This is a genomic window from Methylomonas sp. DH-1 (assembly GCF_046097555.1).
Lineage (GTDB): Bacteria > Pseudomonadota > Gammaproteobacteria > Methylococcales > Methylomonadaceae > Methylomonas > Methylomonas koyamae.
This window is the reverse complement of record NZ_CP143090.1, coordinates 136,885-149,479: the sequence shown is the minus strand read 5'-3', so window position 1 is coordinate 149,479 and position 12,595 is coordinate 136,885. Positions and strand designations below refer to the sequence as shown.

Sequence of the window (12,595 nt, the reverse complement as noted above, 5' to 3'; positions counted from 1 at the left end):
AACCCAGACCAATGCGCACTACTAGTCCTACTAAAGTCAATTTCTTCGCAGGACGTCTAAAAACCTGAACGGTCCCACCACATAACCTGCAGCTTGAGTGCATGGCAACGCCGTACTCAAAATACACGTACGGCACAATTCTGCGCCGGCAATGCGGGCAAGCAATGCGGCCATCATCGATATGGTTGGGGCGGATCGGCAGATAGCGAATTTTTTGATTGTTGAGTTTTAGCATTAGTGCGAAGCGTTACAGTAAGGGCATCGTTTTGCTAAGCGGCTGTAATCACAAGCCAAATATTGTTTGTCGCATTTAGGACAGGTTTCAAAATAATTTGTCGCACACCGAAAGTCCCTTGTCAATGTCCACGCCTCATTGATCGTTTGAGGATGTATATCGAGTTCCATATATTTTGGTACCAACATTTTAAAAATATCCCAGGATTCGATCACAAGCCGTACGTCCACAGAATTTTGTTGTTTTCCATGCAATTGTGCGTATATATTCATAAATAAGGTTGCGTAGAGTTGATTCTTGCGATTGGACAGGACATAGGCAGATGACGATAGCAACCCAGAGCTTGGTGATTTCAAATGCAATTCTTTGTAAAGTCTTCGCAGCAACAGTTTTGATAATTGTGTATGAATAAACACGATAGACGTCCGAAAACCCGCTCTAATCATTGTGAGAGCTAATTCATGTCTATTGAAAACCGTAATCGCCTTGTCGTTGTGGCTCATAAATAACTATCCATTTCTATTTAGAATTTCTATAAGTGTTTTTGGGTCCGGTTCTTTTGAGTCTAATATTTTTCTAAATTCATCACATTTAATTCGAGGAGAGAACAACAAAAATCCTGATTTAGATAAAGTAATTACTTCGTCAATACTGATGCTGCTTATTAGCTGTGCTGTTTCCTTGTCTAATCCAAGTAAAATTTTCAATTTGCTGGATTGATCATCAAGCATGGACTCTCGAATGAACAATAAAAGCTTTAGATTGAACGCTTCGATTGCCTCCGTCATTGTTAGTCTCCGAAATATTTTCTAAGCCTATTGGCAATTAGCGATATTCTTCTTCCATAGGTGTATGCGCGTGCCAGTCGATCGGGCTCGTTGCCATAACCTGCATGATAACGACCTAATCCGAGAGTTTTATCATGCGGTTCTGAGCGAATGGCTTCGGCAAGTATGTCGGCGCCGACCCGAAGGTTTACTTCTGGATCGAATAGACTTTTTATATCGCTGACACGATAGCCGTTCCATTTAATATTTATCTGCATCAATCCGACATCAATCGATGTAATTCCTTTTTCGAGTTCACGTGCTAAGGCATTTAAAGCATCCCCACGGTTTCGCGGAAAAATAGCCGTTCCCGCTGCGTTGATGGCCAATGGCCATGGTGTTATGGTGTTATTTGAACTGTATTTCGATGACTCCATTAATGATACGGCATACAATTCAAAGGGGTCTAGCCCTTTTTCTGCGGCAATTCTTCCCCAATTCGAGTTTATCAGTGCATTCGAGTAAGCATTAGCTGACAAAGAAACTAGGTACAAGATAAGTAACAATTTCCGCATATGTTTGGCTTACTTATTAAGAAATCACAAAAATATAAAAATGCAATAGCAAAAGTTTTCAATCTTCGGTGGCTAAGCTCGATTTGAGTTTTGTTAAGGTTGACTCGGACGCTAAATCACTAGCTGATATATAAGCAACGGCGGACGAGTTTTGTAATCCGAGTTGTGAGATGACAACAGCCATGGTTGCTAGCGTCCGTACTCGTTCCGCCCGATCTCGGGAGTTTATTCTTTCGATATCGGCGTAAAGCTCTGGGTTGGCATTCGGATTGATTGTCACCAATACTTTCACCGTCACCCCCTCCCGAAATAGAAAAAGCCTAACGCGTTGGCAAGTGTTGGCTGCGATGGCGTAAAGATGGGGTTCAAGGGGAAAAATTCTTTAGTTGCGTTCTGATAAAGGGATGCGCCACCACCGGCCAGTAAGACGATGTCAACAGAACCCTTCTCTCGGCGGAGAGATTGTTTCATGGCTTCTAATGCGATCATCGAGATCGATTGTGCAGCAGCGGCCAAATAATCCTGGAGAATGATCTCTTGGCCTAGCAAGAGCACATTGCTGCTTCCGGATCTTAAAGCATCCTCAATTTTTTCAGGGGTCAATTTGCCGCCATGGTCGTCGCAAATCAATTCACTTGTCTTGTCTAGCAACACTGACATAGCTTCCAAGCTGGTTCCGGACGACGCAGAAACAATTTCACCTTCGTTCAATAGCACCCAATCCACCGAAAAATAACCTGGGTCGATCACTAATACCCGGCCATTGCTTAAACGTCTGTCTTGCGTGGTAAATAGTTGTTCGACGAAGGCGCCGGTTGGCTGCGGAACGACGTGGACCTGTTCTACAGCGACTTGCCGTTTCGGGGTAATTTGGTGAACACCTTTGAGCTGATTGGTCAATGCTTGCCGAGCTGACCTTTCTTGCCATTGTGATACCGGGAGACCTGTAACCAAGACGTCGATAACAGAACGTTCGGATGCTAGTAATGCGGCATAAAGCAGCGCTCTGTAAGAGGAGGTGTTTGTATAGTCCTGATGTAGAGCGCGGTTCCAATTGCTCAGTTTGCTGACACTTATGCCAGCGCCCCACGCGACGCCGTCGAGGGTGACACGTAAAGTATCGCTCGCCCGATCGATTGCTTGGGGCAAGTGTTCAATAGGTGCAGCCCCGGCGGGAAATAATTTTGTGGTTGGTGGCGCAAGATGATCACCGAAAGCGAGCTTAACGTTCGAATAACCAATATCTAAACCGAGTACAAACATGAAAATAGTCCTGATTACGTAATGGAAAGGTTTGGCGACTGATGATAGACGCGTGTCGATCTTACCAATTTCTGTTGCGAGAACCCGCTGGCTAAATGCATCTGAAATGCACTTTGCCAGCGGGTTTATAGCGTTAGATCCGCTAGCATGGTGGCTTTTCAAATCATGTTAGGAAGGTGAATGCCATGGCTACGCCGGGAGACTGTAATTTGACACATACAGATGGAGACCATCGCTATCAAGCTCCTCCAGAAGTATGCGCATGGATATTCAAGCAGCTTGATCAGCTGCGTGAACAGGCTAGTTTAGTCATTGAACAATATACGGAAAGCTATTCTGGATTGATTAGAACAATTGTTGGCGTCGATCGTTATCCATTGGGTATTAAGCTAGGGCCAATGACAAACGATAGATTCGCTATTACTTGGGGCATAGGTAAATGGGAGGAATACAAATTTGTTCAAACGAAAAAATTCAATCTACAAAGAAATAGATTTCGTATCTATTATATAGATGATTATTTAGTCGAAGCCCCCATGGAATTGAAAATATTGGCGTTTGAAACTGAAAACAAAATCGAGCGCATCAGGAAGTTGCAGCATTATTTGCTAAAAATCATTGCTCATTTTGTTAGCTATGAGTCAACTTCTTATTACGGTAATAATGATATAACCCATTCGACCTTAAAAGAGAGGGGGCAGGGTTATGAAAATATAAGCGATCCATTGAGTCAAAGTGACAGGCAATCATGTAATCAAGTTAATCAATGGATTATCAATCAGAGAGCAATTCTTCATAAAGAGGCAGAATATTACGTGACTTATTATTGGAGCAACAATCGAAAGAGTGTCGCCTTAGAATATCCGTCAATTTCGCTTGGACTCAGGATAAAAATCAATCGCAGCAACTCAATCAGCATAGAGTGGTTTGAGGCCCAATTTGTTGGGAAAAAGGTATTTGAAAAAAAACGTTTCAAAAAGCCGCGAAACATTAACACTTATACAATTTTAGAAAAAATAATTATGTCTGAGCCGGAATGGTTTTCACAGCTTGTTCGGGACACAGAAGAAGAACTGGTTCGAATCAGGAAAATGATTTGTATTCTATCCAGCATAAAAGAAACATTATTGAATTACCAAAATATTGACTTCTCGTAAGCGATAGTTGATGCGTATTGGTGGGCGGTCGCCTGTCGACCCCTAGTTGAGTGCGCCAGGACAAGCTGGCAAAGGATAGGAGGTGAAAGTCCTCCACGAGATAAGGTCTAGCAGGTTGGTGAAAAACTCTTTTTTGGCATTGAATGACTCTATATTTAGTGGCGATGAAGCTATTTTCCCACTAAATGCTGGTTCGATTGAGCAAAATTAGTGTCTGAAATATGGTTTTTCACCAACCTGCTAGCCCACCGTCTCGGCCCCGAGTGATGCACGGTTACTCGTGAGGGTAAACGTGAAGCGTTCACAGGGGAGGCCACAGGCTGGGTATTGAGCTGCGAAATGGGTCGAACTTCGAGGTGCCGATCTCGTTCTCTTGAAGAGAAGGCAATATTGGCTCATGCGTTTTGGCCAGCATGATTCCGGACCTCGCGCAGTCGTAGACCCCAAGCATGTGGAGAAGTCCTTTGTACGGAACCTGGGAGGTCTCATCTGTGTTCGATAGGCAAATCGAGCCGGTTTATTAAGGTAGAAACTGAACAATAAATATGCACGCAGATGAGAAGTCGGACAAAGCCATAGTACCGATGAAGCAACCGAACAAAGAGGGTTATCCCTTGGCGGAGGCTGTGGAGGGAAGGGCTTTGCCCAAGAGGAACACCGGTCAGGCAACCGCAGTCCGGACTCAGAGCCGGGGAACTGCGTCGAATGGATTGGCAGGTGTGCGCCAAGCGGCGCGACAAAAGCAGGATGTACAGTTCACCGCGTTACTACATCACATTACGATTGAGCTACTGAAGCAGAGTTATTTTGCGTTAAAGCGAAACTCGGCACCCGGGCTTGATGGCGTGACGTGGCTCACCTATGGTGACAATCTCATTGAGAGGCTAACGGCATTACATGCCCGGATACACCAAGGCAGCTATCGAGCCAGCCCTGCACGACGGACGATGATCCCGAAAGCGGACGGTACGGAACGGCCATTGAGTATCTTGTGTCTGGAAGACAAAATTGTCCAACAGGCCGTAGTTTATGTGTTGGAAGCCATCTATGAAGAGAGTTTTATGGGTTTTTCCTATGGATTTCGACCGGGGCGCGGCCAACATGATGCGTTGGATGCCTTGAGTGCCGGGATTTATAGAAAGCAGGTGAACTGGGTGTTGGACGCGGATATCCAGAAGTTCTTTGATGCCATGAACCATGACTGGCTGCTGCGATTTCTTCAACACCGAATCGGGGATAAACGTTTGCTGCGACTCATCGCCAAATGGTTAACCATCGGCGTCATGAAAGGCTCCCATAGGGAAGCTAGTGTTCAGGGTGCTCCGCAAGGGGCAGTAGTTTCGCCGATCTTGGCCAATATTTACCTGCACTATGTTTTCGATCTATGGAGTCATCAATGGCGGCGACAAAAGGCCCAGGGTGACATGATGATTATCCGTTATGCGGATGATACCGTGCTCGGTTTTGAATACGAGCTGGAGGCGAAACGCTTCTTGCAGGACATGCGAGAACGTTTGCAAGCGTTTGGTTTGACGTTACACCCGGACAAAACACAGCTGATCCGCTTCGGACGGCATGCGATAAGCGACAGGAAGCGGCTGGGCGAGGGAAAGCCGGAGACATTCGACTTTCTGGGCTTCACGCACTTCTGTACGCAGTCCAAGAAAAACGGCGCCTTTGTGATCGGGCGACAAACCATCAAGAAGCGCATGCGGGCAACGTTGCACGCGATCAAAAGTGAGCTGCGTGCATATTCCACCCCAAACCCGCCACCCATTCCGATTGAAAACAGCCACCAGTTCCGATTGATTGTCGGCCAGCCATTCCGATCGCAAAACCGCCACTTGTTCCGACAAAAAACCCGCCATTGGGCGGGTTCTATTTGAAGCCTGAATCCGGCAAGATTATTCTCTCAGCTCCGTGTTTTGCCCCCGCCGATTTCGCATCGAGCCACCCTTGAGTTCGATGCGGTGAGCGCCACTGACTAAGCGATCCAGTAAGGCATCCGCCAGAGTCGAATTTCCACCACTCAGGTAGTCATGCCACCGATCCACCGGCAGTTGGCTGGTAACTAGTGTCGACCGGTTGCCGGTCCGCTGCTCGATGACTTCCAATAAATCACTGCGGCCGATGGCGTTCATCGCAGCAATGCCAAAGTCATCCAGAATCAGCAAATCCGCCTTGGCCAGTTGATTCAGCCGTTTGCGAAAACTGCCGTCACCGTGGGCGATAGCCAGGTCTTCCAATAGCAATGGCAAGCGATGGAACGTTACCGTCAGGCCCAACCGACAAGCCCGATTCCCTAATGCGCAACCCAACCAGGTTTTGCCGGTTCCGGTTGGTCCAGTCATCAGCAGGTTAGCGCCCTGGCGGATCCACTGGCATTGCGCGAGCGAGGCCATTGCACTACGCTCCAATCCGCGTTCCGGCAGATAATCAATGTCTTCGAGGCTGCCGCTTTCCCGAAATTTGGCCGCTTTTAATAAGCGTTGCAGACGACGATTTTCCCTGAAGGTCATTTCCTGGTCGACCAACAGGCCGAAACGTTCTTCAAAGGATAAGTGATGGGCAGACGGATTAGCCAATTGATCCTCAAAACCCTTGGCGAGGCCGGATAATTTCATTTCCTGCAATTTGCGTAATGTTTCCTGACTTAACATTTTCCTGGTCCTCTAATGATAGTGACGTGGGCCGCGAACATTGTCATGCTCGAAATTAGCTTCCTGGCGTTCTTCTTCAGTCGATAGCACCCGATCCAATTGATTGCGTAGAATGGATCGCACGTTATTGACCGATGTGGCGCCGATTTCAATCGCTCGCTGGCAAGCAGGGTTAAGCCTGTCCTCGCCATAGTCTTTGGCCAGCCCCTTCAAGGTGTTGTGCATGCGATAGCCCTGTTCGTGGGTTTTTGTGTCTATCAGAAGTTGTGCCATAAACTGGCGGACGTGGTGGCCCATTTGCTCGGCCCAGGCCAGTGCCTGGTCGGGTTGCCACAATCCGTAATGCCGGTGCGCGGCTTCCATATGCTCCGGAACGGTGACTTTGGCAACGCCAAACTGTCTAGCATGGCTGGCCACTCGTCGTCCCCGCGATAGCACCTCCAGAGTCGACGCGGTAATCCGCAACTCGATTTCCTGTTTTTTGTATTGATACGGTACGCTGTAATAACAACCGTCGAATTCGACATGGTAATCAAGGCCGACTCGGGCTTTGTGAAATTCCGCGTATTGATAAGGCGAGGCCGGTAACGAATTCATAGCTGGTCGATCGAGATTTTCGAACGCTTCCCGCCGGCAACCGGGCAGTTTTTGAAAGGGTCGGTTATTCAAATCCACCAACAATTCGGCAATGGCCTGATTTATCTCGGCCAGACTATGAAACACTCGTTTGCGCAGCCGAAACAGAATCCAGCGTTCCACGATCAGTACACCGTTTTCGGCTTTAGCTTTATCCTTGGGCTTGTAGGGACGTGCCGGCGAAATCACGGTGCCATAATGATCGGCCAGATTTTGGTAGGTGGCATTGACAACCGGTTCCCGCCGGCTGGCCTTATTGACCGCCGACTTGAGGTTATCGCACACCACCGCGGCCGGTACCGAACCGAAAAACGCGAACATCCGCACATGGGCGGCAATCCAATTCGGCAAACTCTGCGACAAATGCCCTTCGGCATAGGTATAACAGGAGGCGCCCAGCACACCGACAAAAATTTGCACGTGGCGAATAAAACCGCTAACCCGGTCTGTCAGCGGCAATGTCGGGCCCGCGTAATCCACGAATACCTTCTCGCCGGCGATATGGATTTGCCGCATGGAACGTTTCAATGACGCCATGAATTCCTGATGGCGCAGGCAAAACATGCTGTATCCCAGACCGCCGGGGTATTCGGTCAGATATTCCACATGCAATACCATCAAGGTGGCGTCTTTGCGTTTCAATTGTTGATGAATCTCCGCCCAGTCGGGTTCCGGCTTGCGTCCGGTTTTGGTGGCAGTCGCGGCTGGAAATAAGCGTTGCTCCAATTCAGCGTCGTCAACGCCCTCGGCAATCGGCCAGCCGATGCGGGCCGCTGCGGCGCGGGTCAAATAATCGGCGACAGCGTCTCGGGACAACCCAAGACTTCCAGCAATCTGCCGGCGGCTGAGTTTCGATTCATAATGCAGGCGTAACACCTGGCGGATTTTTCTCATGGCAATTCTCCTGTTGGCCATCATTCGACCTCGTTGGCATCAACCAACGTTTTTCTCCAGTTTGGGGTAGATACCGGCGCGTTGCAGCCTCGCAGCGCAAGTGGCGGCGATAAAAGACATATAGGCTGGCCGCCCGTACTTGACAGACGGGCAAGGGAATCGCAGAATTGACATCGAAGGCACACTTCAAATGCAGTTCCGCAAAGCCCCTAGAGTTGGCGCTCTAAGGGCTTTGTTATTCCTGGCCTTGTTTACGGTCAGCAAGTTTTAAGTCATGTTTTTTCTCCTGTTGCCGATTCGGCTTTGATTTTGGTGCGATGCGATGACGGACCTCTCGGTTTGAAACTGTAACGTTCAGGCCAAATCTCCTCGATCCGGCATCCCAACAGACCGGCGATATAGCGGGCAATCTCGTAGGCCGTAATCCGGTCATGAATCACGTTATTCACCACACCACCTGACACGCCTAGTTCGCGGGCAATTTGCGCTTGGCTTTTGCCCAGGCGTTGCAGACGGTAAATGATTTCAATGGCGTCCATCGTGGCTACAGGTGACATCGTATCGGGCTGCGAGTAATCTATCTTGATATAGAACAGCATTATACTAATACAACAGAGACGGATCGCAATACCAAAGAGAATGACTGAGCCCGCTTCCCCCCAACCAACCCGCCTCGGCCTTGAAGGCTTTCCTGCGCGACTGACTCAATTGATCGCACAAACTGCATTGAGCCAAGCCGAGTTTGCCCGGCAAATTAGCATATCGCCGGGCTTTCTAAGCGACGTGCTCAAAGGCCGAAAAAAACCGGGCACCGATTTTCTCTACGCCATCCGCACCGTATTCGGCGCATCGATCGATTGGCTGCTCACCGGCGAGGGCACGATGTTTGGCCGTAACGATATCGATCTGGATTTACTGAGAAACATCGAACTCTATATCGCCGTCGCCCGTTCAGCCGTTGTGGATGGCGACCCAACCGCCAAAGCGCTGCTACTGCTTTGTCAAGCCGGCCACTTGCAAGAAGCCCTGGCCGATCCTGCTTTAAATGATTTTCTGGAACGCATCGCTCCCCACAGCGACCTCAATCTGGCGGCGGAACTCTACAACAGCCATCTTTGGTACCACGATCCTACATTCCGTCGGCGCAATCTGCTCGCTGCGGCCCAAGCCCACTTCGAAGCGCAAAAACCGCACGACAAACGAGCCGCCTTTGCCGATACGGCCAATTCTACAGTCCAGATCAATTTTGGCGGTTCGCAACGTAACGCCGGCCGCGACTATCACGAAAAATAAGCGCTCGAAGCCACCGGAGATGACCAAGCGATGAACCAGAAACAAGACCCAAACGCCAACCACGCCAGCATCCACCTCAACATCGACGGCATTCAGCGCAATGCCCGTCGCGATTACTACGAAAACATTACCCTGGGTTCGATCAAAACCCTGCTTCTGTGCGCCCCAAAAGCCCAGCTTGATCGGATCGCGTTGGATAACTCGAGAATGTTCGAATACCGGTTTGGTTTCGAAACCTCTCGAACGATTCGGCGGCAGATTCTGGCGATCCAGAATCGCTACGACTTTACCGACAAACAAATGCGCGGATTCCGTGTATCGGGCACGTTAAAAATCACTCCCGAAGAAGCCAAATTGGCACCCAGTCGGTTGGCGTTGGCCGTCGGCTGGGCGCAGGTCTGGATACTCAGCCTCTACTGTCTGGCAATGTTATACCTCGTGGGATATTCGCTTCCGCCCACGCCGAAACAGCTGCAAGCCCTGGTGCTGCTCGGCGGATTCTGGCTGATCATGGCCTGGATGCTCAACAAGCTCTATATCGCGTCCTGGTACATCGCCAAACAAGCCGGGGTTCCGTCGGCGCACTCTGAACGCTACAGACCAAGACCGGTACAAAGAATAAATTCCTAATACCCCAGGAGACGACGAAGCAATGAACAAACAAGCAGGTCAAAACCACAACAGTACCCAACTCAATTTCGGCGGTATTCAACGCAATGCCGGTCGCGACTACTACGAGTATTTAGTGCCAAGCTCCCTCAAATTGCTGTTAGCGTGGACACCAACGGCGGAACTTGACCGGAGATCACTGGATAACCCTAAGCTATTCAAGTGCCGTTTCGGGTTTGCGCCGCCGACTATCATCCGTGAGCAGGTCGTCGCCATTCGCCGACAGCACGACTTCACCGATCAGCAAATCCGCTGGCTCCGCTACTCAGGCTTGTTAAAAATCACCGCCCAGGAAGCCAAGCTAGCACCCAGTCGACTGATATTCATGGCAGGATGGCTGCAATTGATCGTCGTGAGCCTGGTTTGCTCCTCCATGTTGTTTCAAATCACTTACCCCACCGCCATCGTTCCCGCCTGGAAACAAATGGCGGGATACTTATTCATTTGCGGGTATTGGATGATGATGGCCTGGCCGCTAGGCAAGCTCTATCTGGAGCCGTGGTATGTGTTGAAACGGGCGGGCGTTATGGAAGCCCAGTCAATTTGACGCCTAGCAAGCGGGCGATCGGCGACAAAGCAAATAGCTCTATCGCGTTGCCGATTGGACTTAAGGACAGGTCTGTTCGAAGAAGCGATTTGCGATAATTGGCTAACGCCGATTATCATCAGTCAGATGCGCGGCTAAAACCACCCACCCACCGGCAACCAATTTTAGAGACTAACAGATGGCACGAAGGGAATCGACAAACGACAGGGAAACTTATGCCTGCCCACGTGACCACCACGCTCGGCATCGATCCGGATTCGCCAGCCTGCCTCACTGGCAAAACCTGAATCCAATCGTTATCGGCTTAACTTCGAGAAAGGTCGGCGGCAACCTGGACGACATCAATCTGATCCAGGATACCTTCCACAGCCAGTTTACCGATCACCTGGACACCAGCACCGTCGCCACCCTGCCGTACATGCAGGCCTGTCCTGAGCGGAGTCGAAGGGGCGCGAGACAAGTCCGCAGCTTGCGCGAAGCGGCCAGCATCAGCACCACCTTGGCGGAGCTGCTCAGTCAATTCGCCAGCGTCGGTCGCGCCGACCAGCAAACCTTATTGGATCAAATCCTCGACGTCTGGAGCGACACCAGCACCCTGGCCACCACCTTTGGCGGCGCCTACAGCGGTCACAGCCTGACTGTCAACATCCAAAACATCGCCGCCGGCAGCGCCGCCTACAACGCCTGGGCCGACAAACTGACCATCCTGGAACATTTCAACGGTCGCACCTTCAATGCTGTACCAGCTGGGGTGACGGAGAATGATGACACTTGGAGAATGGCGGCATGAGAAACAAAGAATATGTTTTCGGTCCGTTTTATTTCGATAGATCGGGCGTGGATATTACTCTTAAAGTCATTCTAAATTTTATGGATATTTATGTGAGCTTGAATAATTCAAAAGTAATAAGGCGCAATGCCCGTTGGTTATTGTGCCTTACGGCCTTCAGTTAATTTTCGTATGAATAATTCCATTAAAGATACGGCTGCAATCATCAACAAGCGAAAATGCTTCAGGATGGTGAAATATGTGAATGGATTTTTTCTTTCCCTTTCATTCGTATTTATATTGGCTAGTTATGATTTATGCGGCACTTATAAAGGTAATTATAAAGCTCCTGCGTTAACTGAACTTAAGCAGGTTACAGGTAAATATGTTTCCTTTCGTAATTATACAAGTCCTACATATGGCAGGCTATTGACAAAAGGGTATTTGAAACCGCTGTTATGTGGATACATGCATGAAAATCTCCAAGGGCAAGATGCTATTGGGTGGGTGGATAAGACCGGTAATCTTTACCAAATTGAAGTTGGTGGGCAGTTGGTGTGCAATTACGATGATGTTGTTAGATGGCATGAAGGTAATAGGGTAGTGTTATATATTTCGATATTTATTTTTATTGTTTTATCAGTAACACAATTCATTTTTTGGAAGTTAGAAAAATTAATTTATATGGGAAAATAATGGGTACATATGACACAACGATCAAGAGCATTCAAACTCTTGTCAACTTACATCTTTCTCCCATTGATTATGCAACTACCGCCGCAAATTATCATTCATATATAAATGCATCACAAACAACTGTAATACCTTATTTAGATTTGATCGGTGTCTTTACGGGATTTACCAAAATCGGGGTTATGACAATAGAATCTCTTGGGAAAGAAGTCGCACCTGTAGTCGGAGCGGCGGCAACGATTACCAGTTTAACCGCTGGACTTACCAAGCTGGAAATTCAGATGTCCACTACTAATGATGGTCAGGTTGGTGTTGATACTACACTTAATGTTGTAAGTGATGTGACAGCTCTTATTGGTACTGTCGCACTGGTTGCAGCAGCTCCTGAGCTTGCAATTGGTTGTGCAGTTCTTGCCGCAGGAGCTTCATTGCTATCA

At 48.7% G+C, this 12,595-nt stretch carries 14 protein-coding genes; 7 read left to right on the top strand and 7 right to left on the bottom strand.

What is annotated here, in order from left to right; genetic code table 11:
* Positions 1–234: 234 nt before the first annotated feature.
* The 4 genes from VXJ35_RS23250 to VXJ35_RS23235 all read right to left on the bottom strand — a co-directional run bounded on the left by VXJ35_RS23250 (position 235) and on the right by VXJ35_RS23235 (position 2,840).
* Positions 235–738, bottom strand: a complete 504-nt coding sequence (locus VXJ35_RS23250) for a FlhC family transcriptional regulator (protein ID WP_082881133.1) — start codon at positions 736–738, stop codon at positions 235–237.
* 6 nt (positions 739–744) lie between these two features.
* A complete protein-coding gene (locus VXJ35_RS23245) occupies positions 745–1,023 on the bottom strand; it encodes a flagellar transcriptional regulator FlhD (RefSeq protein ID WP_064023741.1) in 279 nt (92 codons plus the stop codon).
* 2 nt (positions 1,024–1,025) lie between these two features.
* Positions 1,026–1,577 (bottom strand): transglycosylase SLT domain-containing protein, encoded by a 552-nt coding sequence (locus VXJ35_RS23240; protein WP_082881132.1) that lies wholly within the window; start codon positions 1,575–1,577, stop codon positions 1,026–1,028.
* A 294-nt stretch (positions 1,578–1,871) separates the two neighbouring features.
* A complete protein-coding gene (locus VXJ35_RS23235) occupies positions 1,872–2,840 on the bottom strand; it encodes a ParM/StbA family protein (RefSeq protein ID WP_064023740.1) in 969 nt (322 codons plus the stop codon).
* Between the two features lie 185 nt (positions 2,841–3,025).
* On the opposite strand from VXJ35_RS23235, the gene mobI reads away from it, so the two are divergent.
* Together mobI and ltrA are read left to right on the top strand one after the other, a co-directional pair.
* Positions 3,026–3,997 (top strand): conjugative transfer protein MobI(A/C), encoded by a 972-nt coding sequence (gene mobI, locus VXJ35_RS23230; protein ID WP_064023739.1) that lies wholly within the window; start codon positions 3,026–3,028, stop codon positions 3,995–3,997.
* A gap of 584 nt (positions 3,998–4,581) precedes the next feature.
* Positions 4,582–5,883, top strand: a complete 1,302-nt coding sequence (gene ltrA, locus VXJ35_RS23225; protein ID WP_231879339.1) for a group II intron reverse transcriptase/maturase — start codon at positions 4,582–4,584, stop codon at positions 5,881–5,883.
* A gap of 18 nt (positions 5,884–5,901) precedes the next feature.
* Here ltrA and istB read toward each other — a convergent pair whose 3' ends face one another.
* The 3 genes from istB to VXJ35_RS23210 all read right to left on the bottom strand — a co-directional run bounded on the left by istB (position 5,902) and on the right by VXJ35_RS23210 (position 8,786).
* Positions 5,902–6,657, bottom strand: a complete 756-nt coding sequence (istB, locus tag VXJ35_RS23220; protein ID WP_064023738.1) for an IS21-like element helper ATPase IstB — start codon at positions 6,655–6,657, stop codon at positions 5,902–5,904.
* Between the two features lie 12 nt (positions 6,658–6,669).
* The gene (istA, locus tag VXJ35_RS23215; protein ID WP_064023737.1) at positions 6,670–8,187 is read right to left on the bottom strand and encodes an IS21 family transposase; all 1,518 of its coding nucleotides are present in this window, start codon (positions 8,185–8,187) and stop codon (positions 6,670–6,672) included.
* Between the two features lie 272 nt (positions 8,188–8,459).
* Entirely contained in the window at positions 8,460–8,786 is a 327-nt protein-coding gene (locus VXJ35_RS23210; protein WP_082881131.1) for a helix-turn-helix domain-containing protein, read from the bottom strand.
* 109 nt (positions 8,787–8,895) lie between these two features.
* On the opposite strand from VXJ35_RS23210, the gene VXJ35_RS23205 reads away from it, so the two are divergent.
* The 5 genes from VXJ35_RS23205 (at position 8,896) to VXJ35_RS23185 (ending at position 12,161) form a co-directional block, all read left to right on the top strand.
* Positions 8,896–9,480: a helix-turn-helix domain-containing protein gene (locus tag VXJ35_RS23205; protein WP_197484824.1), complete on the top strand. Its 585-nt coding sequence runs from the start codon at positions 8,896–8,898 to the stop codon at positions 9,478–9,480.
* A 30-nt stretch (positions 9,481–9,510) separates the two neighbouring features.
* Positions 9,511–10,110 carry a hypothetical protein gene (locus VXJ35_RS23200; RefSeq protein ID WP_064023734.1) on the top strand — a complete coding sequence of 200 codons (600 nt, stop codon included), beginning with the start codon at positions 9,511–9,513 and terminating at the stop codon, positions 10,108–10,110.
* A gap of 22 nt (positions 10,111–10,132) precedes the next feature.
* On the top strand, positions 10,133–10,696 hold the full coding sequence (locus VXJ35_RS23195) for a hypothetical protein (protein WP_064023733.1): 564 nt from the start codon (positions 10,133–10,135) through the stop codon (positions 10,694–10,696).
* A gap of 178 nt (positions 10,697–10,874) precedes the next feature.
* Positions 10,875–11,486 carry a hypothetical protein gene (locus tag VXJ35_RS23190; protein WP_157198344.1) on the top strand — a complete coding sequence of 204 codons (612 nt, stop codon included), beginning with the start codon at positions 10,875–10,877 and terminating at the stop codon, positions 11,484–11,486.
* A gap of 171 nt (positions 11,487–11,657) precedes the next feature.
* Positions 11,658–12,161, top strand: coding sequence for a hypothetical protein (locus VXJ35_RS23185; protein ID WP_064024116.1), 504 nt, complete (start codon positions 11,658–11,660; stop codon positions 12,159–12,161).
* Positions 12,162–12,595 lie beyond the last annotated feature (434 nt).

Coding starts and splice junctions, on each gene's coding strand:
- VXJ35_RS23250 (WP_082881133.1), bottom strand. CDS start 738: ATGAGCCACAACGACAAGGCGATTACGGTTTTCAATAGACATGAATTA.
- VXJ35_RS23245 (WP_064023741.1), bottom strand. CDS start 1,023: ATGACGGAGGCAATCGAAGCGTTCAATCTAAAGCTTTTATTGTTCATT.
- VXJ35_RS23240 (WP_082881132.1), bottom strand. CDS start 1,577: ATGCGGAAATTGTTACTTATCTTGTACCTAGTTTCTTTGTCAGCTAAT.
- VXJ35_RS23235 (WP_064023740.1), bottom strand. CDS start 2,840: ATGTTTGTACTCGGTTTAGATATTGGTTATTCGAACGTTAAGCTCGCT.
- mobI (WP_064023739.1), top strand. CDS start 3,026: ATGGCTACGCCGGGAGACTGTAATTTGACACATACAGATGGAGACCAT.
- ltrA (WP_231879339.1), top strand. CDS start 4,582: ATGAAGCAACCGAACAAAGAGGGTTATCCCTTGGCGGAGGCTGTGGAG.
- istB (WP_064023738.1), bottom strand. CDS start 6,657: ATGTTAAGTCAGGAAACATTACGCAAATTGCAGGAAATGAAATTATCC.
- istA (WP_064023737.1), bottom strand. CDS start 8,187: ATGAGAAAAATCCGCCAGGTGTTACGCCTGCATTATGAATCGAAACTC.
- VXJ35_RS23210 (WP_082881131.1), bottom strand. CDS start 8,786: ATGCTGTTCTATATCAAGATAGATTACTCGCAGCCCGATACGATGTCA.
- VXJ35_RS23200 (WP_064023734.1), top strand. CDS start 9,511: ATGAACCAGAAACAAGACCCAAACGCCAACCACGCCAGCATCCACCTC.
- VXJ35_RS23195 (WP_064023733.1), top strand. CDS start 10,133: ATGAACAAACAAGCAGGTCAAAACCACAACAGTACCCAACTCAATTTC.
- VXJ35_RS23190 (WP_157198344.1), top strand. CDS start 10,875: ATGGCACGAAGGGAATCGACAAACGACAGGGAAACTTATGCCTGCCCA.
- VXJ35_RS23185 (WP_064024116.1), top strand. CDS start 11,658: ATGAATAATTCCATTAAAGATACGGCTGCAATCATCAACAAGCGAAAA.